This window comes from Litoribaculum gwangyangense, assembly GCF_039543505.1.
GTDB lineage: Bacteria > Bacteroidota > Bacteroidia > Flavobacteriales > Flavobacteriaceae > Litoribaculum > Litoribaculum gwangyangense.
Genome location: NZ_BAABJW010000004.1, coordinates 418,809 through 440,932 on the forward strand (window position 1 = coordinate 418,809; position 22,124 = coordinate 440,932).

At 33.8% G+C, this 22,124-nt stretch carries 21 protein-coding genes and 6 tRNA genes; 22 read left to right on the forward strand and 5 right to left on the reverse strand.

The window, feature by feature from the left end:
- The first annotated feature begins 21 nt into the window (after positions 1 to 21).
- The 17 genes from ABD963_RS13075 to ABD963_RS13155 all read left to right on the forward strand — a co-directional run bounded on the left by ABD963_RS13075 (position 22) and on the right by ABD963_RS13155 (position 14,879).
- Positions 22 to 912 (forward strand): tyrosine-type recombinase/integrase, encoded by an 891-nt coding sequence (locus ABD963_RS13075; RefSeq protein ID WP_345277514.1) that lies wholly within the window; start codon positions 22 to 24, stop codon positions 910 to 912.
- Positions 913 to 948: 36 nt separating this feature from the next.
- Positions 949 to 1,254 (forward strand): ribosome hibernation-promoting factor, HPF/YfiA family, encoded by a 306-nt coding sequence (gene hpf, locus ABD963_RS13080; protein WP_345277516.1) that lies wholly within the window; start codon positions 949 to 951, stop codon positions 1,252 to 1,254.
- Between the two features lie 97 nt (positions 1,255 to 1,351).
- Positions 1,352 to 1,425, forward strand: a tRNA-Thr gene (locus ABD963_RS13085).
- 33 nt (positions 1,426 to 1,458) lie between these two features.
- Positions 1,459 to 1,540, forward strand: a tRNA-Tyr gene (locus ABD963_RS13090).
- Between the two features lie 30 nt (positions 1,541 to 1,570).
- Positions 1,571 to 1,646 (forward strand) — tRNA-Gly (locus tag ABD963_RS13095).
- Between the two features lie 87 nt (positions 1,647 to 1,733).
- A tRNA-Thr gene (locus ABD963_RS13100) sits at positions 1,734 to 1,805 on the forward strand.
- Between the two features lie 69 nt (positions 1,806 to 1,874).
- Positions 1,875 to 3,062 (forward strand): elongation factor Tu, encoded by a 1,188-nt coding sequence (tuf, locus tag ABD963_RS13105; protein ID WP_345277518.1) that lies wholly within the window; start codon positions 1,875 to 1,877, stop codon positions 3,060 to 3,062.
- 63 nt (positions 3,063 to 3,125) lie between these two features.
- Positions 3,126 to 3,198 (forward strand) — tRNA-Trp (locus ABD963_RS13110).
- 70 nt (positions 3,199 to 3,268) lie between these two features.
- Positions 3,269 to 3,466, forward strand: coding sequence for a preprotein translocase subunit SecE (gene secE, locus ABD963_RS13115; protein ID WP_345277520.1), 198 nt, complete (start codon positions 3,269 to 3,271; stop codon positions 3,464 to 3,466).
- Positions 3,467 to 3,477: 11 nt separating this feature from the next.
- On the forward strand, positions 3,478 to 4,032 hold the full coding sequence (nusG, locus tag ABD963_RS13120; RefSeq protein WP_345277521.1) for a transcription termination/antitermination protein NusG: 555 nt from the start codon (positions 3,478 to 3,480) through the stop codon (positions 4,030 to 4,032).
- A gap of 74 nt (positions 4,033 to 4,106) precedes the next feature.
- Positions 4,107 to 4,544, forward strand: coding sequence for a 50S ribosomal protein L11 (gene rplK, locus ABD963_RS13125; protein ID WP_345277523.1), 438 nt, complete (start codon positions 4,107 to 4,109; stop codon positions 4,542 to 4,544).
- A gap of 20 nt (positions 4,545 to 4,564) precedes the next feature.
- On the forward strand, positions 4,565 to 5,254 hold the full coding sequence (gene rplA, locus ABD963_RS13130) for a 50S ribosomal protein L1 (protein WP_345277525.1): 690 nt from the start codon (positions 4,565 to 4,567) through the stop codon (positions 5,252 to 5,254).
- A 19-nt stretch (positions 5,255 to 5,273) separates the two neighbouring features.
- Positions 5,274 to 5,795, forward strand: a complete 522-nt coding sequence (rplJ, locus tag ABD963_RS13135; protein WP_345277527.1) for a 50S ribosomal protein L10 — start codon at positions 5,274 to 5,276, stop codon at positions 5,793 to 5,795.
- Positions 5,796 to 5,859: 64 nt separating this feature from the next.
- Positions 5,860 to 6,240 carry a 50S ribosomal protein L7/L12 gene (gene rplL / locus ABD963_RS13140; protein ID WP_345277529.1) on the forward strand — a complete coding sequence of 127 codons (381 nt, stop codon included), beginning with the start codon at positions 5,860 to 5,862 and terminating at the stop codon, positions 6,238 to 6,240.
- A gap of 122 nt (positions 6,241 to 6,362) precedes the next feature.
- On the forward strand, positions 6,363 to 10,175 hold the full coding sequence (gene rpoB / locus ABD963_RS13145) for a DNA-directed RNA polymerase subunit beta (RefSeq protein WP_345277531.1): 3,813 nt from the start codon (positions 6,363 to 6,365) through the stop codon (positions 10,173 to 10,175).
- 31 nt (positions 10,176 to 10,206) lie between these two features.
- Positions 10,207 to 14,508 (forward strand): DNA-directed RNA polymerase subunit beta', encoded by a 4,302-nt coding sequence (gene rpoC / locus ABD963_RS13150; RefSeq protein ID WP_345277533.1) that lies wholly within the window; start codon positions 10,207 to 10,209, stop codon positions 14,506 to 14,508.
- Between the two features lie 50 nt (positions 14,509 to 14,558).
- Positions 14,559 to 14,879 carry a DUF3467 domain-containing protein gene (locus ABD963_RS13155; protein WP_345277535.1) on the forward strand — a complete coding sequence of 107 codons (321 nt, stop codon included), beginning with the start codon at positions 14,559 to 14,561 and terminating at the stop codon, positions 14,877 to 14,879.
- A 147-nt stretch (positions 14,880 to 15,026) separates the two neighbouring features.
- Here the strand turns inward: ABD963_RS13155 and ABD963_RS13160 are convergent, their stop codons facing one another.
- The 3 genes from ABD963_RS13160 to ABD963_RS13170 form a co-directional block, all read right to left on the reverse strand.
- Positions 15,027 to 15,254 (reverse strand): (4Fe-4S)-binding protein, encoded by a 228-nt coding sequence (locus ABD963_RS13160; RefSeq protein ID WP_345277537.1) that lies wholly within the window; start codon positions 15,252 to 15,254, stop codon positions 15,027 to 15,029.
- 165 nt (positions 15,255 to 15,419) lie between these two features.
- Positions 15,420 to 16,319 carry a TonB family protein gene (locus ABD963_RS13165; RefSeq protein ID WP_345277539.1) on the reverse strand — a complete coding sequence of 300 codons (900 nt, stop codon included), beginning with the start codon at positions 16,317 to 16,319 and terminating at the stop codon, positions 15,420 to 15,422.
- Between the two features lie 10 nt (positions 16,320 to 16,329).
- The gene (locus ABD963_RS13170; protein WP_345277541.1) at positions 16,330 to 17,916 is read right to left on the reverse strand and encodes a peptide chain release factor 3; all 1,587 of its coding nucleotides are present in this window, start codon (positions 17,914 to 17,916) and stop codon (positions 16,330 to 16,332) included.
- Between the two features lie 128 nt (positions 17,917 to 18,044).
- Here ABD963_RS13170 and idi point away from each other — a divergent pair, with 128 nt between their 5' ends.
- The 4 genes from idi to ABD963_RS13190 all read left to right on the forward strand — a co-directional run bounded on the left by idi (position 18,045) and on the right by ABD963_RS13190 (position 19,473).
- Positions 18,045 to 18,569, forward strand: a complete 525-nt coding sequence (gene idi / locus ABD963_RS13175; RefSeq protein ID WP_345277543.1) for an isopentenyl-diphosphate Delta-isomerase — start codon at positions 18,045 to 18,047, stop codon at positions 18,567 to 18,569.
- Positions 18,566 to 18,976 (forward strand): 6-pyruvoyl trahydropterin synthase family protein, encoded by a 411-nt coding sequence (locus ABD963_RS13180; protein ID WP_345277545.1) that lies wholly within the window; start codon positions 18,566 to 18,568, stop codon positions 18,974 to 18,976. Before idi ends, ABD963_RS13180 begins: the two co-directional genes overlap by 4 nt.
- Before the next feature lie 94 nt (positions 18,977 to 19,070).
- Positions 19,071 to 19,340, forward strand: coding sequence for a hypothetical protein (locus tag ABD963_RS13185; RefSeq protein WP_345277547.1), 270 nt, complete (start codon positions 19,071 to 19,073; stop codon positions 19,338 to 19,340).
- Positions 19,341 to 19,399: 59 nt separating this feature from the next.
- A tRNA-Thr gene (locus ABD963_RS13190) sits at positions 19,400 to 19,473 on the forward strand.
- A gap of 56 nt (positions 19,474 to 19,529) precedes the next feature.
- Here the strand turns inward: ABD963_RS13190 and ABD963_RS13195 are convergent.
- Together ABD963_RS13195 and ABD963_RS13200 are read right to left on the reverse strand one after the other, a co-directional pair.
- Positions 19,530 to 20,225 (reverse strand): DUF4369 domain-containing protein, encoded by a 696-nt coding sequence (locus ABD963_RS13195; protein WP_345277548.1) that lies wholly within the window; start codon positions 20,223 to 20,225, stop codon positions 19,530 to 19,532.
- 560 nt (positions 20,226 to 20,785) lie between these two features.
- Positions 20,786 to 21,379 carry an alpha-ketoglutarate-dependent dioxygenase AlkB family protein gene (locus ABD963_RS13200; RefSeq protein ID WP_345277550.1) on the reverse strand — a complete coding sequence of 198 codons (594 nt, stop codon included), beginning with the start codon at positions 21,377 to 21,379 and terminating at the stop codon, positions 20,786 to 20,788.
- Between the two features lie 29 nt (positions 21,380 to 21,408).
- Between ABD963_RS13200 and ABD963_RS13205 the strand changes: the two genes are divergently transcribed.
- Positions 21,409 to 22,083: a M15 family metallopeptidase gene (locus tag ABD963_RS13205; protein ID WP_345277552.1), complete on the forward strand. Its 675-nt coding sequence runs from the start codon at positions 21,409 to 21,411 to the stop codon at positions 22,081 to 22,083.
- Positions 22,084 to 22,124 lie beyond the last annotated feature (41 nt).

Here is a 22,124-nt window from a genome sequence, read left to right on the forward strand (position 1 = left end):
TTTGTACTTATAAGAAACAATATGTCTTTTCAGTCGTTTATAGATTATTTGCTTTTAGAGAAAAACTACTCCAAGTTAACGGTAAAGGCATACCAAAACGATTTGAAAAGCTTTTTAGAATTCATTGAAAAAGAATACGAAACAAACTCCATTAATAAAGTTAACTATTCCCAAGTAAGAAGCTGGATAGTAAGCTTGGTTGAAAGTGGACTATCAAACCGGAGCATCAATCGAAAAGTTTCTGCACTTAATACCTATTACAAGTTCCTTTTAAAGGTTGGGGGCATTAGTATCAATCCATTATTAAAACATAAAGCTTTAAAAACAAGTAGAAAAATTCAGGTACCATTTTCGGAGGCAGAGGTTTTATTGGCCTTGGATAATTTAAATTTTGGAAATGACTTTGAAAGTATTCGTAACAAACTCATCATCGAATTATTTTATTCTACGGGAATAAGACGCATTGAGTTGGTAGAATTAAAACTAACCAGCATAGACTTATCCAACAAAACTTTAAAGGTACTAGGGAAAAGAAATAAAGAGCGCATTGTTCCGTTATTAAAATCAGTAGTAAAAACAACAAATGAATATTTAAAATCTAGAAAAGCGCTTGAGAGTATTTCAAACCATGATAGTTTATTTTTAACGAAAAAAGGCGTTAAAATTTATGAAACTCTTGTTTACAGAATAATAAATGATTATTTTAGTATAGCATCTTCAAAAGTAAAAAAGAGTCCACATATACTTAGGCACTCTTTTGCAACACATTTGTTAAACCAAGGTGCCGATTTAAATGCTGTAAAAGAACTTCTCGGACATTCCAGTTTAGCTGCTACACAAGTTTATACACACAATAGTATAGCAGAGTTAAAAAAGGTGCATGTAAATGCGCACCCAAGAAGTAAAAAATAGTATTTTAAGTTTATGTCTAACCAAAACAAGAGTAGTATGAAAGTAAACACTCAATCAGTAAATTTTAATGCCGACAGAAAATTGATAAGTTTTATCCAGAAGCGTATGGATAAATTGGACTTGTTTTATGACAAAGTCATTAAATCGGATGTTTTTCTGAAAGTTGAAAACACAAGCGATAAACAAAATAAAATATTTGAAGCTAAAGTAAGTGTACCGGGTGATAGTTTAGTTGTAAAAAAGCAATGTAAAACCTTTGAAGAGGGAGCAGATATGGCGATTGCGTCTTTGGAAAGACAGTTAAAAAAGCGAAAAGAAAAATTAAGAGCGAATTTGCATTAAAATTTCTTCAAAAATGTTTTGAATAAAATAAAAAATCTATACATTTGCAGTCCGTTAGAAATAACGGGCTTTTTTATGCGCTAAAAAGTGTATAAACGCCGATGTAGCTCAGCTGGCTAGAGCAGCTGATTTGTAATCAGCAGGTCGTGGGTTCGAGTCCCTCCATCGGCTCAAGTTCTTAAAAAAATTGAAATAATAAAAATTGGGGAGATACTCAAGCGGCCAACGAGGGCAGACTGTAAATCTGCTGACTAAGTCTTCGCAGGTTCGAATCCTGCTCTCCCCACATTTTTTAAATTAAAAAGAATAAATAATTGCGGGAGTAGCTCAGTTGGTAGAGCGTCAGCCTTCCAAGCTGAATGTCGCCGGTTCGAACCCGGTCTCCCGCTCCAAAATTCCTGCGAAGGCAGGAATCTCTTCTTTCAAATTGTACAACTTTATTAAAAGTTGTTTGAGAGAATAGGAAATAAAAACTTTACGCCGGTGTAGCTCAGGGGTAGAGCGTTTCCTTGGTAAGGAAGAGGTCACGGGTTCAATTCCCGTCATTGGCTCTATATTATTGAATTAAATTAGAATACACTAATATTATTATATAACTAAGATTAAATTATTAAAAAAACATGGCAAAGGCAACTTTCGATCGTTCAAAACCACACTTAAATATTGGTACAATTGGACACGTAGATCACGGTAAAACAACTTTAACTGCTGCTATTACTAAAGTATTAGCTGATGCAGGTTTATCAGAGGCAAAATCTTTCGATCAGATTGACAACGCTCCAGAAGAAAAAGAAAGAGGTATTACAATTAATACATCTCACGTAGAATATCAAACAGCTAACCGTCACTATGCTCACGTTGACTGTCCAGGTCACGCGGATTATGTAAAGAACATGGTAACTGGTGCTGCTCAAATGGACGGTGCTATATTGGTAGTTGCTGCTACTGATGGTCCAATGCCACAAACTCGTGAGCACATCCTTTTAGGACGTCAAGTAGGTATTCCTCGTATTGTTGTATTCATGAATAAAGTGGATATGGTTGATGATGAAGAATTACTTGAATTAGTAGATATGGAAATCAGAGATTTATTATCATTCTATGAATATGATGGTGATAATGGTCCTGTAATTGCTGGTTCTGCTTTAGGTGCTCTTAATGGTGAGCCAAAATGGGTTGATACTGTAATGCAGTTAATGGAAGCTTGTGATACTTGGATTGAAGAGCCTGTTCGTGATATGGATAAGCCTTTCTTAATGCCAATTGAAGATGTGTTCTCAATTACAGGTCGTGGTACAGTTGCAACGGGTCGTATTGAGACAGGTATTGCTAAAACTGGTGACCCAGTTGAAATTATTGGTATGGGAGCTGAGAAATTGACTTCTACTATTACTGGTATTGAAATGTTCCGTCAAATCTTAGATAGAGGTGAAGCTGGAGATAACGCTGGTATCTTATTAAGAGGTATTGAGAAAACTCAAATCTCTAGAGGTATGGTAATTGTTAAGCCAGGTTCTGTAACTCCACATAAAAAATTCAAAGCTGAGGTTTATATCCTTAAAAAGGAAGAAGGTGGTCGTCACACACCATTCCACAATAACTACCGTCCACAGTTCTACGTTCGTACAACTGACGTGACAGGAAATATTGCGCTTCCTGATGGAGTAGAAATGGTAATGCCAGGAGATAACTTAACTATCACTGTTGAATTAATTCAACCAATTGCGATGAACGTTGGTTTACGTTTTGCAATCCGTGAAGGTGGTAGAACTGTTGGTGCTGGTCAGGTAACTGAAATACTAGACTAATTTAGTTTCAATAAATAGTAAGCTAAGGTATTCCGTTTTTACGGAATACCTTGACTTATGTTTACGGGTTTAGCTCAGTTGGTAGAGCACTGGTCTCCAAAACCAGGTGTCGAGAGTTCGAGTCCCTCAACCCGTGCAAAAAGTGAGTTTTACCTATTATATGGGGTTGGGATTTTCCAATCCGTTTTTAATAAAGAATAAAGAAAATGGCTGGATTTGTAAATTATATAAAAGAATCATTTGGAGAACTGAAAAGCAATGTGACTTGGCCAACATGGGCTGAAGCACAAAGTTTGACAGTATTGGTTGCAGTTTTTTCAATTATATTTTCACTTGCTATCTGGGGAGTGGATACAGTATTCAGCAAAGTCATTGCATTTTACTTTCAATGGATTAACGGTTAAAAAAAAGGTTTATGTCTGAGGTTAGTGAAAAAAAATGGTATGTTGTTAGAGCTGTAAGTGGTCAGGAAAATAAAATCAAAACCTATATAGAGAATGAAATCGCTCGATTGGGTTTACAAGATTATGTGGATCAAGTATTAGTTCCCACTGAAAAAGTAATACAAATCCGTAATGGAAAAAAAATCAACAAAGAGAAAGTTTATTTTCCAGGATACATAATGATTCAAGCTAATTTATCAGGAGAGATTCCCCATATTATTAGATCTGTTACCAATGTTATTGGTTTTTTGGGTGAAACTAAAGGAGGTGATCCAGTGCCATTAAGGCAATCCGAAGTTAACAGAATGTTAGGCAAGGTTGATGAATTATCAGTTGAAGAAAGTACAAATGTGGCAATACCATTCACAAAAGGTGAAACCGTAAAAGTAATAGATGGACCATTTAATGGTTTTGATGGAACCATAGAGAAAATTAATGAGGAAAAGCGTAAACTTGAGGTGATGGTGAAAATATTCGGAAGAAAAACACCACTAGAGTTAAGTTATATGCAAGTGGAAAAGATATAATAATTGTTACACTATATAAATGATATGCTACTAGGCTTCCAATTTTAGAAGTATATCGAACTAAATTATTAAAAATGGCAAAAGAATTAGGTAAAGTAGTTAAGTTACAAGTTCGGGGAGGTGCTGCGAATCCATCGCCACCGGTTGGACCCGCTTTAGGTGCTGCTGGAGTTAACATTATGGAGTTCTGTAAGCAATTTAATGCTAGAACTCAGGATAAGCCTGGTAAAGTTTTACCAGTTGTTATCTCTGTTTACAAAGATAAATCATTCGACTTTGTAATCAAGACTCCTCCAGCTGCAGTACAATTATTAGAAGCGGCCAAAGTGAAAAAAGGATCAGGAGAACCAAACCGAAAAAAAGTAGCTAAAGTATCTTGGGATCAGATTAAAACCATAGCTGAAGACAAAATGGTAGATTTAAATGCATTTACTATTGAATCTGCAATGAAAATGGTTGCTGGTACAGCAAGATCGATGGGTATTACCGTAACGGGTCAATTTCCATCTTAATCTATTAAAGACATTATAAAATGGCAAGATTAACAAAAAAGCAAAAAGAAGCTTTAGCAAAAATTGAAAAAGGTAGAGTTTATTCTCTTGATGAAGCATCATCGTTAGTAAAAGAAATTACTAATACAAAATTTGATGCATCTGTAGATATAGCTGTACGCTTAGGGGTAGATCCTCGTAAAGCAAACCAGATGGTTAGGGGTGTAGTATCACTACCACACGGAACTGGTAAAGACATGAAAGTATTAGCATTAGTAACACCAGATAAAGAAGCAGAAGCGAAAGAAGCTGGTGCTGATTATGTTGGTTTAGACGAATATCTTGATAAAATTAAGAATGGTTGGACTGATGTTGATGTTATTATTACCATGCCAAGTGTAATGGGTAAATTAGGTCCGTTAGGACGTGTATTAGGTCCTCGTGGTTTAATGCCAAACCCAAAAACTGGAACAGTAACAATGGATGTAGCCAAAGCGGTAGCAGAAGTAAAAGCTGGTAAGATAGACTTTAAAGTTGATAAAACCGGAATTGTTCATGCAGCTATAGGTAAAGCATCATTTAGTGCTGATAAAATTGCAGGTAATGCAAATGAATTATTACAAACATTAATTAAATTAAAACCAACTACTGCAAAAGGAACTTATGTAAAAAGCATATACATGTCTTCTACCATGAGTCCTAGTATAGCTGTTGATCCTAAAATTGGTTAATTAGGTTAAAACTTTTATTATGACAAGAGAAGAAAAATCACAAGTAATTGAGGAATTAACTGCGGAATTAGCCAATAATGCAAATATCTATTTAGCTGATATATCTGGATTAAACGCAGGGACAACCTCAGATTTACGTCGTGCTTGTTTTAAAGCCAACGTAAAATTAGCAGTTGTAAAAAACACATTACTTCAAAAAGCAATGGAAGCATCCGATAGAGATTTTGGTGACCTTCCATCCGTTTTAAAAGGAAATACATCAGTAATGTATTCTGAAACTGGTAATGTGCCAGCAAAATTAATAAAAACCTTCCGTAAAAAATCAGACAAACCTTTATTAAAGGGTGCGTTTATTGAGGAAGCCGTTTACATTGGCGATAACCAATTAGACATGCTAGTAGATATCAAGTCTAAAGAAGAGTTAATAGGAGAAATCATTGGATTATTACAATCTCCTGCTAAAAATGTTGTCTCGGCACTTAAGTCAAGTGGTGGAAAATTAGCTGGAATTATTAAAACACTATCTGAAAAAGAAGGATAGTATTAATTAGTACGCACTTTATTACAAACATATTATTATTAAAATTTATTAAAACGATAGAAAAATGGCAGATTTAAAAGATTTCGCAGAACAATTAGTTAACTTAACAGTAAAAGAAGTAAATGAGTTAGCTACTATATTAAAAGATGAGTATGGTATCGAGCCTGCTGCTGCAGCTGTTGCTGTTGCCGCTGGTCCTGCTGCTGGAGGTGGTGAAGAGGCTGCTGAAGCTCAAACTGAATTTGATGTTATACTAAAAGCTGCAGGTGCTTCTAAATTAGCAGTTGTAAAATTAGTTAAAGAATTAACTGGTCTTGGCTTAAAAGAAGCTAAAGAATTAGTTGATGGTGCACCTAGCCCAATCAAAGAAGGTGTCTCTAAAGACGAAGCAGAAGGCTTAAAAGCATCTTTAGAAGAAGCAGGAGCTGAGGTTGAGCTTAAGTAAGCTTAACAACTCAAAAAACATTAAGGTTTAGGTCTGAAGATAGTCTTCAAGACCTAAACCATTTTGCGTATATAATCGTTATATACAAAACAACATTTTTTTAATCAAAATTCCGTCTATTGATGTTATCCACACAAGCTGAAAGATTAAATTTCTCCTCTATTGTAAATAGAACAGAATATCCAGATTTCTTAGATATTCAGATAAAATCCTTCCAGGATTTTTTCCAATTAGAAACTAAGTCTGAAGAAAGAGGTGATGAAGGTCTATACAACACCTTCATGGAAAATTTTCCAATCACAGATTCTCGTAATCAATTCGTTTTAGAATTTTTAGATTACTTCGTAGATCCACCAAGATATACTATTGAAGAGTGTATTGAAAGAGGATTAACTTACAGCGTTCCGCTAAAAGCTAGATTAAAGTTATACTGTACAGACCCTGAACACGAGGATTTCGAGACTATTGTTCAAGATGTGTACTTAGGAACTATACCTTACATGACACCAAGTGGTACGTTTGTTATAAATGGTGCAGAGCGTGTTGTAGTGTCTCAGTTGCATCGTTCACCAGGTGTATTCTTTGGTCAGTCTTTCCATGCCAATGGAACCAAATTATATTCTGCAAGAGTTATTCCTTTCAAAGGCTCTTGGATTGAGTTTGCTACGGATATCAATCAGGTTATGTATGCATACATTGATAGAAAGAAAAAATTACCTGTAACAACACTTTTCCGTGCCATTGGTTTTGAACGTGATAAAGATATTCTTGAAATTTTTGATCTAGCTGAAGAAATTAAAGTATCAAAAACAGGATTAAAAAAATATACAGGCAGAAAATTAGCAGCCCGTGTTTTAAATACATGGCATGAGGATTTTGTTGATGAAGATACTGGAGAAGTAGTATCTATAGAGCGTAACGAAATTGTGCTTGACCGAGATACAATCTTAGATAAAGATAATATTGAAGAAATTATTGAAGCTGATGTTAAGACGATTCTTTTACACAAAGAAAGTACTGAGCAAGGTGATTATGCTATCATTCACAATACACTTCAAAAAGATCCAACAAACTCTGAAAAAGAGGCTGTTGAGCATATATACAGACAATTACGTAATGCTGAACCACCAGATGAGGAAACAGCACGTGGAATAATTGATAAATTATTCTTCTCAGATCAACGTTATTCTTTAGGTGAAGTTGGGCGTTACAGAATGAATAAGAAATTAGGTTTAGATATTGGAATGGATAAGCAAGTGCTTACCAAAGAAGATATCATTACTATTATAAAATATTTAATAGAACTTATCAACTCTAAAGCAGAAATTGATGATATTGATCACTTATCAAACCGTCGTGTGCGCACAGTAGGTGAGCAATTATCTCAACAGTTTGGTGTTGGTTTAGCTCGTATGGCACGTACCATTCGTGAGCGTATGAACGTTCGTGATAATGAGGTGTTTACACCAATTGATTTAATTAATGCCAAGACGCTGTCGTCAGTAATCAACTCATTCTTTGGAACTAACCAGTTATCTCAATTTATGGATCAAACAAATCCATTAGCGGAGATTACTCACAAACGTCGTCTATCGGCTTTAGGGCCAGGAGGTTTATCTCGCGAAAGAGCAGGTTTTGAGGTTCGTGACGTTCATTATACTCATTACGGGCGTTTATGTCCTATAGAAACACCAGAAGGACCAAACATTGGTTTAATTTCTTCACTTTCAGTATATGCAAAAGTGAATGGTATGGGATTCATTGAAACTCCATATCGTCCAGTTGAAAATGGTGTTGTAGATATTAAAGGCGCTCCGGTTTATTTAAGTGCTGAGGAAGAGGAAGAAAAATTAATCGCTCAAGCAACTGTTAAAGTTGATGAGAAAGGTAAAATTCTTCATGATAAGGTAATTGCAAGAATGGAAGGGGATTTCCCTGTGATTGATCCAACGTCGCTTCATTATACAGATGTGGCACCTAATCAAATTTCATCTATTTCAGCTTCGTTAATTCCATTCTTGGAACATGATGATGCGAACCGTGCTTTGATGGGATCTAACATGATGCGTCAAGCAGTACCTTTATTATTACCACAAGCACCAATTGTTGGAACAGGTTTAGAACGTCAAGTAGCATCCGATTCTCGTGTTTTAATCAATGCGGAGGGTAATGGTGAAGTTCTATATGTAGATGCGAATGAGATTCGTATTAAATATGAAAGATCGGAAGATGAAGCTAAAGTAAGTTTTGATAGCGATGTGAAAACCTACGAGTTAGTGAAATTCAGAAAAACGAACCAAGGCACTTCAATCAACTTAAAACCAATTGTGGTTAAAGGGGATAAAGTAACTAAGGGTCAAGTGTTATGCGAAGGTTATGCTACTCAAAAAGGTGAGTTGGCACTTGGTAGAAACATGAAAGTAGCCTTCATGCCATGGAAAGGATATAATTTTGAGGATGCGATTGTGATTTCTGAAAAAGTGGTACGTGAAGATATTTTCACTTCTATCCATATTGATGAGTATTCTCTTGAAGTTAGAGACACCAAATTAGGTAATGAAGAATTAACGAATGATATTCCAAACGTTTCTGAAGAAGCTACCAAAGATTTAGATGAAAACGGTATGATTCGTATTGGTGCTGAGGTTAAACCTGGAGATATCTTAATCGGTAAGATTACACCAAAGGGAGAAAGCGATCCCACTCCAGAAGAAAAATTACTTCGTGCTATTTTTGGAGATAAAGCTGGTGATGTTAAGGATGCGTCATTAAAAGCTTCTCCATCTTTAAATGGTGTAGTTATCGAGAAAAAATTATTCTCGAGAGCTGTGAAAGATAAGCGTAAAAGAGCACAAGATAAAGATGATATCTTACAACTAGAAGGTATTTACGATGCTAAGTTTGATGACCTAAAAAACATTTTAGTTGAAAAATTATTCAATATCGTTAATGGTAAAACGTCTCAAGGTATTTATAATGATTTAGGTGAAGAAGTATTGCCAAAAGGTAAAAAGTTCACTCTAAAAATGTTAAATGCGGTTGATGATTATGCACATTTAGTGTCTGGAAAATGGACAACAGATGATCATACTAATCAATTGGTAGCCGATTTAATTCACAACTATAAAATTAAAGAAAACGATTTACAAGGTTCCTTACGTCGTGAAAAATTCACTATCTCTGTAGGTGATGAATTACCAGCAGGTATTATAAAACTTGCTAAAGTTTATATTGCGAAAAAACGTAAACTAAAAGTAGGTGATAAAATGGCAGGACGTCACGGTAATAAGGGTATTGTAGCTCGTATTGTTCGTGCTGAAGATATGCCTTTCTTAGAAGATGGAACGCCTGTTGATATCGTTTTGAACCCACTTGGTGTACCTTCTCGTATGAACATTGGTCAGATTTATGAAACTGTTTTAGGATGGGCTGGTCAAAAATTAGGTCGCACATTTGCAACGCCTATTTTTGATGGTGCAACTATTGATCAGATTAACGAATTAACTGATGAAGCTGGTATACCTAGATATGGTCATACCTATTTATATGATGGTGGAACAGGTGAACGTTTTGATCAGCCTGCAACTGTAGGTGTTATTTACATGTTGAAATTAGGACACATGGTAGATGATAAAATGCACGCACGTTCTATAGGACCTTACTCATTAATTACTCAACAACCTCTTGGTGGTAAAGCACAATTTGGTGGTCAGCGATTTGGTGAGATGGAAGTTTGGGCACTTGAAGCTTATGGAGCATCGAGTACTCTAAGAGAGATTTTAACTGTAAAATCTGATGATGTAATTGGTAGAGCAAAAACTTACGAAGCAATTGTAAAAGGTGAACCAATGCCAGATCCAGGATTGCCAGAATCATTCAACGTATTAATGCACGAATTGAAAGGTTTAGGTCTAGATATCAGATTAGAGGAGTAGTTAATTAATAAATTCATTTCAACCATATATTATGGCAAGAAAACAAGATAAGAATACAGTAAGGAGATTTAACAAAATCTCAATTGGTTTAGCATCACCAGAGTCCATTTTAGCAGAGTCTAGAGGTGAAGTTTTAAAGCCAGAAACTATCAATTATCGAACTCACAAACCAGAAAGAGATGGTTTGTTCTGTGAGCGTATCTTTGGTCCAGTAAAGGATTATGAATGTGCTTGTGGTAAATATAAAAGAATTCGCTACAAAGGAATCGTTTGCGACCGTTGCGGTGTTGAAGTAACTGAAAAGAAGGTACGTCGCGATAGAGTTGGGCATATCAATTTGGTGGTTCCAGTAGCTCATATTTGGTATTTCCGTTCGTTACCAAACAAAATAGGTTATTTACTTGGTTTACCATCTAAGAAATTAGATATGATTATTTACTACGAGCGATATGTAGTTATTCAACCAGGTAATGCAAAAAATGAAGAAGGTGAACCATTACAAAAATTGGATTTCCTTACCGAAGAAGAATATTTAAATATTTTAGATTCTCTTCCTCAAGATAATCAATATTTGGACGATCATGACCCCAATAAGTTTTTAGCTAAAATGGGTGCTGAATGTTTAATTGAGTTATTAGCTAGAATTGATTTAGAAGCACTTTCATACGAATTACGTCACAAAGCAAATACTGAAACGTCTAAACAACGTAAAACAGAGGCTTTAAAGCGTTTACAAGTTGTTGAGTCATTACGTGAATCAAACCAAAATAGAGAAAATCGTCCTGAATGGATGATTATGAAAGTTATTCCAATCATCCCGCCAGAATTACGTCCGTTAGTGCCGTTAGATGGTGGTCGTTTTGCAACGTCTGATTTAAATGATTTATACCGTCGTGTAATTATTAGAAACAACCGTCTAAAAAGATTGGTTGAGATTAAAGCACCTGAAGTAATTTTACGTAACGAAAAACGTATGCTACAAGAATCGGTTGATTCGTTATTCGATAATACACGTAAATCTTCTGCTGTAAAAACAGATTCTAACCGTCCATTAAAATCGTTATCAGATTCATTAAAAGGTAAACAAGGACGTTTCCGTCAAAACCTTTTAGGAAAACGTGTTGACTATTCTGCACGTTCGGTAATTGTTGTAGGACCAGAGTTAAAATTATTTGAATGTGGATTGCCAAAAAATATGGCAGCTGAACTTTATAAACCTTTTGTAATCAGAAAATTGATTGAAAGAGGTATTGTAAAAACTGTAAAATCTGCTAAGAAAATTATAGATAAAAGAGAGCCTGTGGTTTGGGATATCTTGGAAAATGTTCTTAAAGGACATCCAGTATTACTGAACCGTGCTCCTACATTACACCGTTTGGGTATTCAAGCCTTCCAACCTAAGTTAATTGAAGGGAAAGCTATACAACTACACCCATTGGTATGTACAGCATTTAACGCAGATTTTGATGGTGACCAAATGGCGGTACATTTACCACTTGGACCGGAAGCTATTTTAGAATGTCAATTATTAATGTTGGCATCACACAATATCTTAAATCCAGCGAATGGTTCGCCAGTAACGGTACCTTCTCAAGATATGGTTCTTGGTCTATATTACATGACCAAAGAGCGTAAGTCTACGCCAGAAGCTCCAGTTAAAGGAGAAGGCTTAACGTTCTATTCTCCAGAGGAAGTTGAAATCGCTTTCAATGAGAAAAAAGTTGACTTAAATGCTGGAATTCGAGTTAGAACTATTGATATTAATGAAGATGGCAAGCTTCAACCTATGATTGTTGAGACTACTGTGGGTCGTGTATTATTTAATCAACATGTTCCTCAAGCAGCTGGTTATATCAATCAAGTATTAACTAAGAAATCTTTAAGAGATATTATTGGAAATATTTTGAAGGTAACTTCTGTTCCTGAAACAGCAGATTTCTTAGATGCTATTAGAACTTTAGGATTTAAATTCGCTTTCCAAGGTGGTTTATCATTCAGTTTAGGAGATATCATCATTCCGCCAGAAAAACAGGGCATGATTGATAAAGCCAATACACTTGTTGATGGTATTATGGCGAACTATAACATGGGACTTATTACCAATAACGAGCGTTATAACCAAGTTATTGATATATGGACTTCTACAAATGCTGAATTGACTGAATTGTCAATGAAACGTATTCGTGAAGATCAACAAGGATTCAACTCTGTGTATATGATGCTTGATTCTGGAGCTCGTGGATCTAAAGAACAGATTCGTCAGCTAACGGGTATGCGTGGATTAATGGCTAAGCCTAAAAAATCGAATGCTGGTGGCGGTGAAATTATAGAAAACCCAATCCTTTCTAACTTCAAAGAAGGTCTTTCAATTTTAGAATACTTTATTTCAACACACGGTGCTCGTAAAGGTCTTGCAGATACCGCTTTAAAAACGGCTGACGCGGGTTACTTAACACGTCGTTTAGTGGATGTGTCTCAAGATGTAATTATAAATACCGAAGATTGTGGTACTTTAAGAGGAGTAGAAGTAGAACCGTTGAAAAAGAATGATGAAGTTGTTGAAACTTTAGAAGAAAGAATCGTTGGTCGTGTATCATTAAATGATGTTCACAATCCATTAACTGATGAATTGCTTGTTGCATCAGGACAATTAATTGAAGATGATATTGCTAAAGCCATTGAAGAATCACCAATTGAGAGTATTGAAGTACGTTCAGCATTAACTTGTGAAGCTTTACAAGGTATTTGTGCTAAATGTTACGGACGTAATTTAGCTACCGGTAAAATGGTACAACGTGGTGAGGCGGTAGGTGTTGTTGCAGCACAATCAATTGGAGAACCTGGAACGCAATTAACACTTCGTACATTCCACGTAGGTGGTATTGCAGGTAACATTTCAGAAGAAAATAAATTAGCTGTTAAGTTTGATGGAATTGCGGAAATTGAAGATTTAAAAACTGTTAAAGGTAAAGATGGAGAAGGAAATGATATTGACATTGTTATTTCCAGAACATCAGAACTTAAATTATCAGATAAGAAAACGGGTATTTTATTAAGTACTAATAATATTCCTTATGGCTCAACCATATATATAAAGAGTGGTGACCAATTGAATAAAGGTGATATTGTTTGTACTTGGGATCCATATAACGGTGTTATTATTTCAGAGTTTGCTGGTAAAGTGAAGTATGAAAATATCGAACAAGGTATGACTTACCAAGTTGAAATTGATGAGCAAACTGGTTTCCAGGAAAAGGTGATTTCTGAGTCTAGAAACAAGAAATTAATTCCAACACTTCATATTGAAGATGGTAAAGGGGAAACGATACGTTCTTATAACCTACCAGTAGGCGCTCACTTAATGATTGACGATGGAGAGAAAATTAATGTTGGTAAAATATTAGTTAAAATACCTCGTAAGTCTGCAAAAGCCGGTGATATTACTGGAGGTTTACCCCGTGTAACAGAGTTGTTCGAAGCACGTAACCCTTCTAATCCAGCGGTTGTAAGTGAAATTGATGGTGTTGTTTCTTTCGGAAAAATCAAACGTGGTAACCGCGAAATCATTGTAGAATCTAAGTTAGGCGAGGTTAAAAAATACCTAGTAAAATTATCCAATCAAATTCTTGTTCAAGAAAATGATTATGTAAAAGCGGGTATGCCTTTGTCTGATGGTTCTGTTACTCCTGACGATATTTTGAATATCAAAGGACCTTCCGCGGTTCAGCAGTATTTGGTGAATGAAGTACAAGAAGTGTATCGTTTACAAGGTGTAAAAATTAATGACAAGCATTTTGAAGTTGTTGTAAGACAAATGATGCGTAAAGTACAAATTATTGATTCTGGAGATACCTTATTCCTAGAAGATCAATTAGTACACAAAGCAGATTTTATCAAGGAAAATGATGATATCTTCGGGATGAAAGTGGTTGAAGACGCTGGAGATTCTAGCAACCTTAAACCTGGTCAAATTATTTCACCTCGTGAGTTAAGAGACGAAAATTCCATTTTAAGACGTGAAGATAAAAGCCTTGTTGTGGCTAGAGATGCTAAACCAGCTACTGCTACACCAATACTGCAAGGTATTACCAGAGCGTCACTTCAAACGAAATCATTTATCTCTGCGGCATCGTTCCAAGAAACAACCAAGGTTCTTAATGAGGCTGCCGTTGCAGGTAAAGTAGATGATTTAGAAGGTTTGAAGGAAAATGTGATTGTTGGACACAGAATTCCTGCAGGAACAGGTATGAGACGATACAATGATATCATTGTAGGCTCTAAAGAAGAGTTCGACCAAATGATGCAAGTAAAACAAGAATTAAATTATAACTAACAAATGTCATTCCCGCGAAAGCGGGAATGCTTTTTTATAACATAGTTGTTATGGCAAATGATAAGGATAACCAAAAAAAAACAGGACAAATAAATATCGAATTGGATGAAAAAGTAGCTGAAGGAATTTATTCTAACTTAGCAATAATCAATCATTCGGTTTCTGAGTTTGTTGTTGATTTTGTAAGCATTATGCCAGGGATTCCAAAAAGTAAAGTAAAGTCTAGAATTATCCTAACACCACAACATGCGAAGCGTTTACTAAAAGCTTTAGGTGACAATGTTGCTAGATTTGAGAATGCACATGGGGAAATTAAGGATTACGAGCAACCACCAATTCCTTTGAATTTTGGGCCAACGGGTCAGGCTTAAAAAATTGGTAAAATACTTGTAAGAGTTTTATTTAATTAGGTTGATTGAAATATTTCAATTGGCAAAATTCCTCAGCCGCTAAATTTTGGTCCCACTGGACAAGCATAAACAAAAAAGCCTATAAATTTTTTTATAGGCTTTATTGTTTTAAGCAACTTTTTTATTGTAATGAAATTTTAATGCGCCAGAAGGACACTTTCTTATTTGCTTTATGATTCTATTTGCTGGAGCGCCATCTAAATCAATCCATGGGATTACTGAATCTCTAAACACATTTGAGAGCCCTTTGGCACATTGGTCAGCATGAATACATACACAAGGATCATAGGTTACTGTTATATCAGCATTCCTAAAAATGTTGGGAATAGTTTCCATAAACAGAAGATTATTTTGGGGTTCTTATTAAGTTACAATCAATAATCTAAATATTAAATCGATTAAATGTACAAAAATTACGATTAAAAGTAATATTTTTAATTGATTTTCGATGAAATGCAGATATTAAGTCCTGTTTTGAAGTATAAATGTACCTATTGAAAATTATTCTAAATCAAAGCTTATGGGTAATGAAAATTTAAAATCTTGAAATTCCCCATCTTTTTTTCCAGGTTTCCATGCCTTTAAATTATTAAAGATTCTCAAAGCTTCTTTTGATAATTCTTCATGAGGGGATCTCAAAATCCTCACATCATCAACGTCACCGTTTTTTTTGACTGTAAATGATATGTATACTTTTCCTTCAATTCCCATACTGATCATATTTCTAGGATATTTCAAATTTATGGATAAAAATCTTGAGATTTCAGAGTAACCGCCTTCATATTCCGGATTAATAATGTAGTTTACATACTCAATTTCATTGCCTTCTTCATTATAAAAATGTCCAGATATTAACTCGCCTTCATCATAAACATCATACCTTTTCAAGGTTCCATTTTCAAAATAAGTCTTTAAATCACCATGTAAATTACCATCTTTATAATTTTCGTCAAATTGTAATTGTCCATTTTCAAAAAAAGTTTTGCTAGAACCATTTAACTTATTATCATAATAATTAAAAATACTTCTTGTTTTACCGCTATTATAATATGTTTTTCCTATACTGTCGAGTTTGTTGAGCTTGTAGTGGTATACATATTTAATATTTCCATCATCAAAATAGCCTCTATTGAAACCGTTTTTTGTGAAAAATTTATGGCTAGATTGTATACTTTTAATGTTTATGTATTCTGTTTCGCTAATTAAATGATGTTCTATTGAATATAATTTTACAATCCCACAGCCACTTATACTATCCTTATAGGCATGAATTTCATATTTAACAGCATCAATTTTATCAACCAGTTTATTACTATCAGATAAATATAGCGTATCAATTTTTTGTTGTGAAAATATACTTATAGAATTAAAAATGAAAATTAGGTAAATCAAGTATTTCATAATAATACTTTTAAAATTCAGAAGTAAAATGTAGTTTGATATTTGGATATTTTTGCTGGGTCATTTGTAATGAAAATGGTGAATCGGCTAAAAATACTAATTGGTTTTGTTTGTCTTTAGCTAAAAATCGTTGCTTTACTCTAACAAATTCTTTGTATTCTTCAGTTTTTGAATTCTTAGGATCTATCCAACAAGCTTTATAAACATTAAGATTTTCATAAGTACATTTGGCACCATACTCATGCTCTAATCTATACTGAATAACTTCATATTGTAAAGCACCTACAGTTCCTATTACTTTTCTACCATTAAGTTCTAAAGTGAATAATTGCGCAACACCTTCATCCATTAATTGGTCTATTCCTTTAAAAAGTTGTTTGGATTTTAATGGGTCTGCATTATTAATATATCTAAAATGCTCTGGTGAAAAGCTGGGGATACCTTTGTAGTTTATATTTTCGCCTTCACTCAGAGTGTCACCAATTTTAAAATTTCCAGTATCATGTAAACCAACAATATCTCCGGGATAAGATATATCTACAATTTCTTTTTTCTCTGCAAAAAAGGCATTGGGGCTCGAAAACTTCATCTTTTTGTTATGCCTTACATGAAGATAAGCTTTATTTCTTTCAAATTTTCCTGAAACAATTTTTACAAATGCCAAACGGTCTCTATGATTGGGGTCCATATTGGCATGAATTTTAAAAACAAAACCTGTGAATTTATCTTCCTTTGGTTCAACCAACCGTTCTTCGCTTTGTTTCGGTCTTGGTTTAGGGGCAATTTCTACAAAACAATCCAATAATTCGCGAACTCCAAAATTATTTAAAGCCGAACCAAAAAATACAGGTTGTAATTTTCCATTTAGGTAATCTTCCTTATCAAATACGGGGTAAATACCTTCAACAAGTTCTATTTCCTCCCTTAAAGTGTTAGCTGCTTTTTCTCCTACAAGTTTATCCAATTCTGAAGAGTCCAAATCGGAAATTTCAATAGTTTCCTCAATATCCTTTCTACTATCACCACTAAACAAATTGATGTTTTTCTCCCAAATGTTATAAATACCTTTGAATTCGTAGCCCATCCCAATTGGAAAACTTAGAGGTACCACTGTTAATCCTAATTTTTGTTCAATTTCATCCAATAAATCAAATGCATCTTTTCCTTCTCTATCCATTTTATTAACGAAAACGATCATGGGTATGTTCCGCATTCTACAAACTTCAACCAACTTTTCAGTTTGTTCCTCAACACCTTTGGCAACATCTATAACGACAATCACACTATCAACAGCCGTTAAAGTTCTAAAGGTGTCTTCAGCAAAATCTTTGTGTCCAGGAGTATCAAGAATATTGATTTTTATACCATTATATTCAAACGCCAAAACTGAAGTTGCTACCGATATACCACGTTGGCGTTCAATTTCCATAAAATCACTGGTTGCTCCTTTTTTTATTTTATTGCTTTTAACGGCTCCAGCTTCTTGAATAGCGCCACCGAAAAGCAATAATTTTTCTGTTAAAGTAGTTTTACCAGCATCGGGATGGGAAATAATACCAAAAGTTCTTCTACGTTGTATTTCTTTTAAAAAGCTCATAAATATTTATGCAAATGGGTTGCAAAGATAATATTTATAACATCAATAGGAATATAAGTTTATTGCACTTTTTAAATTTATAGATAGAATTATGCATTTTAAAAATTTACTTGGTATTTTTGTTGTCTATGAAAGAAGAAAAAGTAATCCTTGTTAATGAAAAGGATGAGCAAATTGGGCTTATGCCTAAATTAGAAGCTCACAAAAAAGCATTGTTGCATAGGGCATTTTCAGTTTTTATTTTTAATGATAATAATGAATTGATGCTTCAGCAACGTGCCTTGAATAAATACCATTCTCCTGGCTTGTGGACCAACACTTGTTGCAGTCATCAAAGAGAAGGAGAGACTAATATTGAAGCAGGTAAGCGACGTTTGATGGAAGAAATGGGCTTTGTTGTAGATTTAAAGGAATCTATTTCCTTTATTTACAAAGCACCTTTTGATAATGGATTAACCGAGCATGAATTTGACCATGTACTTTTAGGACAATATAATGATAGGCCTATCATTAATCCAGAAGAAGTTGCCAGCTGGAAATGGATGCCACTAGAGGAGGTTAAAGTTGACATATCACTACATCCTGAATTGTACACCGAGTGGTTTAAAGTTATTTTTGATAAATTCTACGAACATATAAACATAAAATCATGAAAGTAACAGTTAGTAGAAAAGCTCATTTTAATGCGGCTCACAGGTTATACAGAAAGGATTGGAGTTTTGAGAAGAATGATGAAATCTTTGGAAAATGTAATAATCCAAATTTTCATGGGCACAATTATGAACTGATTGTAAGTGTTACTGGCGATATTGATAAAGAAACAGGATATGTGATTGATATGAAGGTATTGAAAGATATCATCAAGGAAGAAGTTGAAGACGCTTTTGATCATAAAAATTTAAATCTTGAAGTCCCAGAGTTTAGAGATTTAAACCCAACTGCAGAAAATATTGCAGTAGTTATTTATAATAAAATGAAGCCTAAACTAAATGTAAATTTAGATTTAGAGATAACACTCTATGAAACGCCTCGTAACTTTGTTACCTATTCAGGAAAGTAAAAATAATTCTAGTTCCGTTTAATTAAAAAAAGGTAAAATTAAGTAGCTATGTCAAGTTTATGCTTAATTTTACCACGAAATAAATATTGAAATTATGGCAAATGTTAGAAATCTAAAAAAAGATATTAATTACGTTTTAGGAGATATTATAGAAGCAGTTTATGTTTGGGAATATTCAAACACAGACAAAGACACGAAAAAAAGCGAGGCAATTATTGATGAAGCAATTGAAACTTTTGATGAATTAATAGCTAAGATAAACGCTAAAAACATTGAAAACCCAAAAGCACATTTCAAAGCTATTAATAATGAGCTTGAAACGAAGGGAAAAGCTTTAATTGATAAGATTAATAAATTGGGATAAAATTTTAACGGACTGCTTGCAAATAAATTTTTTGCGATTATATTTGCATCCGTTATTTCGCCGATGTAGCTCAGCTGGCTAGAGCAGCTGATTTGTAATCAGCAGGTCGTGGGTTCGAGTCCCTCCATCGGCTCTAAATAAAAAGACCTTCCATATGGAAGGTCTTTTTATTATACAGGCACGAAAGAACTATTCGTTTTCTTTTATATTTTTGATAAATTTCTCTAATTCCTTACCATATTTAGAATTTTTGACCTGCGGTGTTAATGAATTATTTATGGTATCCAGATACTTTACTTGGGCGTTATATATTTCAGAAAGTGCTAAATATGGCGCTACTTCGCTATCTTTATGATTCAATGCAAAGTTTACAGTGTATAAATATTTTTTTTTCAAACTATTATTGGCCTCTTTTAAAAGCATATTGAGTTTGGCTGTATCACCACGTTTTTGAGCTTCAAATTGTTCTTTTATCAATTCTAAATCTCTATTATTCATTTTAGAAATCATTGATTGATATTCTTCTAAAATTTCCTGCTGTTTCGAACCCTTTATTTTAGCATCAAAAACAAAATTTTTAAGTGTTGTGTTAATTTCTATAACACCTTTATCCGCGAAGAATTTAATTCTGTCTTTTTCAGTACTTTTTTTGTCTAAATCTAAAAAGAATATTTCCGGCGATTCTAAATCACTTGATAGTTCAAAACTGGAGTTTCCATTAATAACTAATGAATCTACCGTTATAAGTATAGTATCATGAGCTTTTTTTAGGTAAACAGTGCCCTTTTTTAATCCTTCTATATTAGCTTTTACAATTAAATCTTTCTTTTTTTTTCCACAGGCTACAATGAAAAGAGCAACAAATATTAAAGATAATTTCTTCATGAATCAAATATTTTTAGATGGGCAAATATCTTATAATTAAATTTTATATACTAATTAGAAAATCATATTTATTTATCTAATATTTGTTAAATATATCCCAAAATATTTTTTCAGTTTCAGTTTGGCATGCCTATTGATTTAAAAGTTGTAGTTACATTCACTAATAAAGTTTATTGAGTGGTTACTTTAAACTTAAGATTGTAATTCATATTTTTGGTTAGTTAGTTAGTAAAAAAGCACCTTTTATGAGGTGCTTTTTTTATTTACAGTACAATTTTTTACATAACCATTAGTCCTAAATATATGTATTTTGTCGATTATTTACAGTTAATCGATAGTAAATGTTAAAATAAAGTGTATTTCATCGATTTAATATGTATTTAATCGTTTAATAATATTTATTAATTATATATTTGGTGTGTACTAAATAACATACTTTTTAGTTCAATGGATTAATTAATTAATATTTGCATTATGTGTTGATATGGAGACCCCAAATCTAATAACATAATATAAAAAGCAAATTGAGAAAAAACCGAGTTTGAGGGAACTCGGTTTTTTTATGGAATGATCCGAAAAGTTAAATTAATTCGTTTTCCTATATCCTTTTTCGTTTTTGGTATTTGATGTAACCAGTTTTTTTGGGTTCCTTCTTTCATTACTAATAAACTGCCATGTTGAAGAGTCAATTTCGCTTTTTGGGTTTTATCAAATCTGTGTTTAAAATGGAATACACGTGCTTCACCAAAAGAAACAGAGGCGATAATAGGGTTTTCGCCTAGTTCCTTTTCATCATCGGCGTGCCAACCATTGCTGTCTTTTCCATCTCTATACAAGTTAGCCAAACAGCTGGTAAAATTAATTTTCGTTTCTTTTTCAATACGTTTCTTTATTTTGAGTAAATCACCTTCAAATGGGTGTGGAATCATTTCAATGTTGCTGTATTTGTAAGTGTTTTTGTTTTCTGCATAAAAAGCTGTTAAACGAGGTTGTAAATGGGTTTTGCCAAAAACGGTTATAGTATCTTGTTTCCAATTAATAGCGTTCAATAAATTTTTGAAATAATTATCTGCATCATTTTTGTTGAAGAAATTAGGATAATAGATAACCTCGGCATCTTTCATTTCTAAATTTATAGCACTTCCAAAGAGCATATTCTTTTATTTTCTAAATTAGCATAAATATGACAATTAATAAATACATAATTATAGTTTTATTGAGTCTAAGCTCCATGAATGCTTTTTCACAATTGGCTGATGGATTTGTTTATGTGAAAGATGTTATTCCTGATTTGGATGTGGAATTACGATATTTTACACCCAATAATTTTGTTGGAAAACCTATTGAAGGCTACCAATCCAACAAACTTATTTTAACCAAACAAACCGCAGAAGCTTTAAAATTGGTTCATGAAGCTTTACAGGATCAGAATTTATGTTTAAAGGTTTATGATGGTTACAGGCCACAACAGGCGGTTAATCATTTTGTTATATGGGCAAAGAAACTTAACGATACCGTGAACAAACACCTATTTTACCCCTATACAAAAAAAAGGCATTTGTTTAAGGAAGGCTATATAGCTTCAAAATCAGGTCATAGTCGTGGGAGTACTGTAGACTTAACCATTATAGATGGAAATACGGGAGAACCTATTGATATGGGAAGTCCTTATGATTTTTTTGGTAAAGAATCTTGGGTGGCGTTTGAAAAAATAACCGAAAAGCAAAAAGCCAACAGACAACTTCTACAAAACGTTATGACTAAATTTGGGTTTAGAAACTATCCTAAAGAATGGTGGCATTTTACTTTACGAGGAGAGCCATTTCCGAATACCTATTTTGATTTTCCTGTAAAATAAAAACTGCCTCCCTTAAGAAAGCAGTTTTCAATTTTGATTGA

What these genes read in the sequence shown, in the direction of transcription:
- rplK (WP_345277523.1), top strand. Translation starts at nt 4,107, where the DNA reads ATGGCAAAAGAATTAGGTAAAGTAGTTAAGTTACAAGTTCGGGGAGGT.
- ABD963_RS13205 (WP_345277552.1), top strand. Translation starts at nt 21,409, where the DNA reads ATGACAATTAATAAATACATAATTATAGTTTTATTGAGTCTAAGCTCC.
- rpoC (WP_345277533.1), top strand. Translation starts at nt 10,207, where the DNA reads ATGGCAAGAAAACAAGATAAGAATACAGTAAGGAGATTTAACAAAATC.
- rplJ (WP_345277527.1), top strand. Translation starts at nt 5,274, where the DNA reads ATGACAAGAGAAGAAAAATCACAAGTAATTGAGGAATTAACTGCGGAA.
- hpf (WP_345277516.1), top strand. Translation starts at nt 949, where the DNA reads ATGAAAGTAAACACTCAATCAGTAAATTTTAATGCCGACAGAAAATTG.
- ABD963_RS13200 (WP_345277550.1), bottom strand. Translation starts at nt 21,379, where the DNA reads ATGCTCTTTGGAAGTGCTATAAATTTAGAAATGAAAGATGCCGAGGTT.
- rplA (WP_345277525.1), top strand. Translation starts at nt 4,565, where the DNA reads ATGGCAAGATTAACAAAAAAGCAAAAAGAAGCTTTAGCAAAAATTGAA.
- ABD963_RS13155 (WP_345277535.1), top strand. Translation starts at nt 14,559, where the DNA reads ATGGCAAATGATAAGGATAACCAAAAAAAAACAGGACAAATAAATATC.
- ABD963_RS13185 (WP_345277547.1), top strand. Translation starts at nt 19,071, where the DNA reads ATGGCAAATGTTAGAAATCTAAAAAAAGATATTAATTACGTTTTAGGA.
- secE (WP_345277520.1), top strand. Translation starts at nt 3,269, where the DNA reads ATGGCTGGATTTGTAAATTATATAAAAGAATCATTTGGAGAACTGAAA.
- ABD963_RS13195 (WP_345277548.1), bottom strand. Translation starts at nt 20,225, where the DNA reads ATGAAGAAATTATCTTTAATATTTGTTGCTCTTTTCATTGTAGCCTGT.
- ABD963_RS13170 (WP_345277541.1), bottom strand. Translation starts at nt 17,916, where the DNA reads ATGAGCTTTTTAAAAGAAATACAACGTAGAAGAACTTTTGGTATTATT.
- ABD963_RS13160 (WP_345277537.1), bottom strand. Translation starts at nt 15,254, where the DNA reads ATGGAAACTATTCCCAACATTTTTAGGAATGCTGATATAACAGTAACC.
- tuf (WP_345277518.1), top strand. Translation starts at nt 1,875, where the DNA reads ATGGCAAAGGCAACTTTCGATCGTTCAAAACCACACTTAAATATTGGT.
- ABD963_RS13180 (WP_345277545.1), top strand. Translation starts at nt 18,566, where the DNA reads ATGAAAGTAACAGTTAGTAGAAAAGCTCATTTTAATGCGGCTCACAGG.
- rpoB (WP_345277531.1), top strand. Translation starts at nt 6,363, where the DNA reads ATGTTATCCACACAAGCTGAAAGATTAAATTTCTCCTCTATTGTAAAT.
- idi (WP_345277543.1), top strand. Translation starts at nt 18,045, where the DNA reads ATGAAAGAAGAAAAAGTAATCCTTGTTAATGAAAAGGATGAGCAAATT.
- nusG (WP_345277521.1), top strand. Translation starts at nt 3,478, where the DNA reads ATGTCTGAGGTTAGTGAAAAAAAATGGTATGTTGTTAGAGCTGTAAGT.
- rplL (WP_345277529.1), top strand. Translation starts at nt 5,860, where the DNA reads ATGGCAGATTTAAAAGATTTCGCAGAACAATTAGTTAACTTAACAGTA.
- ABD963_RS13165 (WP_345277539.1), bottom strand. Translation starts at nt 16,319, where the DNA reads ATGAAATACTTGATTTACCTAATTTTCATTTTTAATTCTATAAGTATA.
- ABD963_RS13075 (WP_345277514.1), top strand. Translation starts at nt 22, where the DNA reads ATGTCTTTTCAGTCGTTTATAGATTATTTGCTTTTAGAGAAAAACTAC.